Source organism: uncultured Campylobacter sp. (assembly GCF_937997595.1).
Classification (GTDB): Bacteria; Campylobacterota; Campylobacteria; order Campylobacterales; family Campylobacteraceae; genus Campylobacter_B.
This window is the reverse complement of sequence record NZ_CALKTS010000229.1, coordinates 1-3,393: the sequence shown is the minus strand read 5'-3', so window position 1 is coordinate 3,393 and position 3,393 is coordinate 1. Positions and strand designations below refer to the sequence as shown.

Below are 3,393 nucleotides of genomic sequence, written 5' to 3'. Positions count from 1 at the left end.
AGTCCAAATCGCGCAACTCGCCGCTTTTCGGCAAGCAGCTTACGGGCGCCGCGGTTTGCACGATCAAAAGCGGCCGCGTGGTCTATGAGTTTCCAAACGTCGTAGCGTAGGCGCTTGCGGCGTAGAGCTTGCGAGCGGCAGCTTTGCGGGCGCGGCTTGCGGACGAGCGGCATTCGTAGCGCAAATGGCGCTATTGCTTAATTTTAAATTTAGCTAGTTTGGACGCAACGGCTTGCTTTTAAAATTTTGCGGTACGATCGGTTTATTTTAAATTTGGTGGCAGCGTAGGCGTGGCGACTTGTCTTTAAAATTTCATAGCGCGTTTTGCTCGGTATTAGCGGAAGCTCGGCACGGTACCACTTTTAAAATTTTACGGCGCGATTTTTTGGTCTAATCACGCGGAACCATGTGGCTAATTCGCTTTAAATTTTACGGTAGCTCGGTGCGGCAGCTTACTTTTAAAATTTCATGGCGCGAGCGCGGTTGAAATTTTTTAAAGCGGTTTGTCGTTTTTAAAGTGTGCGTAAATTTAACCCGCATCGCCTTGCTCATGCTGCTCGTGGATTTCGGCTTCAGAATTTTACCGATGAGAGCTACTTTAAATTTATAGCGACATTTTTTTCGATACGGCGGTTGCTTTTAAAATTTCACGCTCGCGGCGGCTAATTTTTGTCGTAGCCAAATTTCTACGCCGTGTGTGAATAATCCCACGCATGAATGTAAGCGTCTAAATTTAAGGATATCTATAAACGGCGAAGTGTATCTCTCGTGCGCGCTGTGCGTCGCGCTAAAATCAGCTCTGTGCGGCAATCCTAAGCCACTGCCGCAGGATCAAAAATATATAAAATTTTTAAATCTTGAGTTTGCAAAGGAGCATTTCCGCACCGCAGAGGGCGCGATCCGCGCAGCGCATGGCAGCGTAAACGACGCAAGTAAAGCTGCGGAGCAAAAAGATGCGTACGGTGCAGTACAGAGCAGTGCGACGGACAAAACTGCCGAGAGCGGCGAGGCAGTGAAACAAAAGCGCGCGAACGGCAAAGAAGCGCCAAATGAAAAAATAGCAAGCGAAAAAGGCGCCGACGAAAGCACGGGCTCGTCGTTTCTGCAAAAAGGAGCGCAAATTTTTTACCGAGCAAGTCGCGCAAAAAGGGCGAGAGGATGAGCCCGCTTCCACGCAGTGGCGCTGGATAGCGCGGTGCCTAGAGTTTGGGCTAAAAGAGGTGGGACTTAGCCTGCCGATTCGCGTAAAAGATAGGTCGCTTTTAGGATTTAGCGACGCGAATGCAAACGGCGTCGTATGTCGTTTTGAGGGCTTTAACAGCATTTTTGCGCTGCTGTGGAAATACGATCGCGACAAAAAGGCTTGGCGCGTGAAATATGCCGAGCGCTTTTGGTGCGGTATGCCGCGGGATGCGCTGAACGCGCGCGATAACAGCGCAGAATTCGAGAATGTTTTAGTGTAAATCAGGGATTTTGCGAGCAAGATAGGCTGCGAAAACTTCGCGCAGACGTTTGATAATGCGCTTAAGACGCTGCGGGGCGAAGTCGCTGTGGGCGAGTATTACGCCGTTTCGTTTGCAGCGCTGCCGCAGCCGAGCTTGAGGGCGTTTGCCGCGGCGGGGATCGCCGATGTATTCGGTGCGATGGGTTCTTGGGATGATGAGCCGCCGTCTATGGCGCAAGAAATGGGGCTTGGGGACGAATACGACCGCCTCTCGGACGAGCTCTTGGCGCAGAAAAACTTAGCGATTTTGTTTGCGATAAACGGCTGGTAGGGCTTTGGCACAAGAGCTAGAAAGCGCGCTAAGCCTATTTGACGATAAAACGGCGAACAGCGGCGCGCGAAATTTAGCAAATAAGCCTCGCGCGCCGGTTGCGGCACGGAAGGTCTGCGTGCTTATTAATGTACGAATGTGACGAAATTCGCACCGCTTGAGCATTCATTGCGCGAGGCGTTTAAACAGCGACCGCAGCACTTTGCGAGCTAAACATCGTTAAAAGACAAAGGCAACATCGCGCTAGATAGACCTGCGGCTGAGCCTCTACGCTTATTTTTGCGTTCGCGCGCGTAAATACAGATCAGTAATATTTCAAAGCCGCCGCTAGTAAATCGATATTTTTCCGCTACTTATTCTTCGCTAAAGCTGCTATCATAGACTTCGCTTCCATTTTTGACGCCGACTACCAGGATTACTAGCTCGTCATCTTTGATCTTGCAGATTATGCGGTATCCGCCGACTCTGTAACGCCAAAATCCCGCTAAATTATTCATTAAAGCCTTGCCCTCGCCCGTCGGATTTTCAAGAGTTTCTATCTCTTTTAGCTTTTTGAGTATCTTTACGCTCACGCTTTTATCTAACTTTTTAAGCTGTTTTAGCGCATTTTTGCTAAATTTAACTCTCATATTTTTACGCCAAGCTCGCGTGCGGCTTCATCTATCGTAAAAAACTGCGGCTCGGGGTCGCTTTCTATATTTTTTAACTCTTCCACGGCGTCCATATAATCGCTCATATCCTCCAAAAATCGCTTGATAGCCTCCTGTACGTAAAAGCTCTTCGTGCGTTTGGTGTCCTGTGCCAGCTTTTCGAGTTTGCTTCCTATACTTTCATCTAGTCTTACCGAAATTTGCATCATTTCCCCCTTTGCATTATTTGCATTACAAGTATTATAGCGCAAAAATAGTAGATAAATTTTAAAATTTATAAAGGCGTAACGGTAAATTTAATCAAAACTTTGCCGATGAAGTTAAATTTTTATGACAAATCCCGCCGCCAAAGTGAAATTTAGCGAAATTTAGGCAGTTAAATTTCAAAGTGAAATAGTCAAAATTTAACGCCCTCGGCTTAAAATTTAGGTCTATCATTTGTTATGAGCTAGCCGATAGCTCCAAAGTAGCCGGAACAATCTGAGCGGCTAGCTCACCGCTCAGATTTAAATCACAAAGCCTAAGCCTCTATCGTCGCGGGTCTATCAAACGCCGTTACGCTCGGCAGTTCGCCTTTAAATTTCTCGATCTGTACCATGCTCGTGTGCGCGGTGTTACTTTGCGAGAGCTGCGAGCTAGGCACGTCCTTGGTTAGCACGTTTATGTTGCCGTGTTTGTATAGGCTACGCTCGCCCCAGACGGCCGGGTCGTACCACGCGCCTTCGCTTACTATCACGACGTTATCTTGCGCTCGCTCGCTCACCAGCGCGCCGCAGAGGATCTCGCCTCGGTCGTTGTAGATCCTCACCACGTCGCCCGTTTTTATGCCGCGCGCCTTTGCCGTGGCGGGGCTAATGAGTGCTGGTTCGCGGTTTGCGATCTCGGCGTAGTTGCGGATAAGTGAGTTGTTTAACTGCGAGTGGAGCCTAAATTTAGAGTGCGCGCCGCTGATGGCGACCGGGTACTTG

6 protein-coding genes are annotated in these 3,393 nt (G+C 48.9%); 3 read left to right on the top strand and 3 right to left on the bottom strand.

What is annotated here, in order from left to right:
- Positions 1-697 precede the first annotated feature (697 nt).
- The 3 genes from Q0614_RS07745 to Q0614_RS07735 all read left to right on the top strand — a co-directional run bounded on the left by Q0614_RS07745 (position 698) and on the right by Q0614_RS07735 (position 1,775).
- On the top strand, positions 698-1,162 hold the full coding sequence (locus tag Q0614_RS07745) for a hypothetical protein (protein ID WP_298787795.1): 465 nt from the start codon (positions 698-700) through the stop codon (positions 1,160-1,162).
- Positions 1,163-1,220: 58 nt separating this feature from the next.
- Positions 1,221-1,463, top strand: a complete 243-nt coding sequence (locus Q0614_RS07740; protein ID WP_298787793.1) for a hypothetical protein — start codon at positions 1,221-1,223, stop codon at positions 1,461-1,463.
- An 87-nt stretch (positions 1,464-1,550) separates the two neighbouring features.
- A complete protein-coding gene (locus Q0614_RS07735) occupies positions 1,551-1,775 on the top strand; it encodes a hypothetical protein (RefSeq protein ID WP_298787791.1) in 225 nt (74 codons plus the stop codon).
- Between the two features lie 353 nt (positions 1,776-2,128).
- Here Q0614_RS07735 and Q0614_RS07730 read toward each other — a convergent pair whose 3' ends face one another.
- The 3 genes from Q0614_RS07730 to Q0614_RS07720 all read right to left on the bottom strand — a co-directional run.
- Positions 2,129-2,404, bottom strand: a complete 276-nt coding sequence (locus Q0614_RS07730; protein WP_298787789.1) for a type II toxin-antitoxin system RelE/ParE family toxin — start codon at positions 2,402-2,404, stop codon at positions 2,129-2,131.
- Complete coding sequence (locus Q0614_RS07725; protein WP_298787787.1) at positions 2,401-2,631, bottom strand: ribbon-helix-helix domain-containing protein; 231 nt, start codon at positions 2,629-2,631, stop codon at positions 2,401-2,403. Before Q0614_RS07725 ends, Q0614_RS07730 begins: the two co-directional genes overlap by 4 nt.
- A gap of 314 nt (positions 2,632-2,945) precedes the next feature.
- A partial coding sequence (locus Q0614_RS07720; RefSeq protein ID WP_298787786.1) for a molybdopterin dinucleotide binding domain-containing protein occupies positions 2,946-3,393 on the bottom strand: 448 nt, incomplete at its 5' end.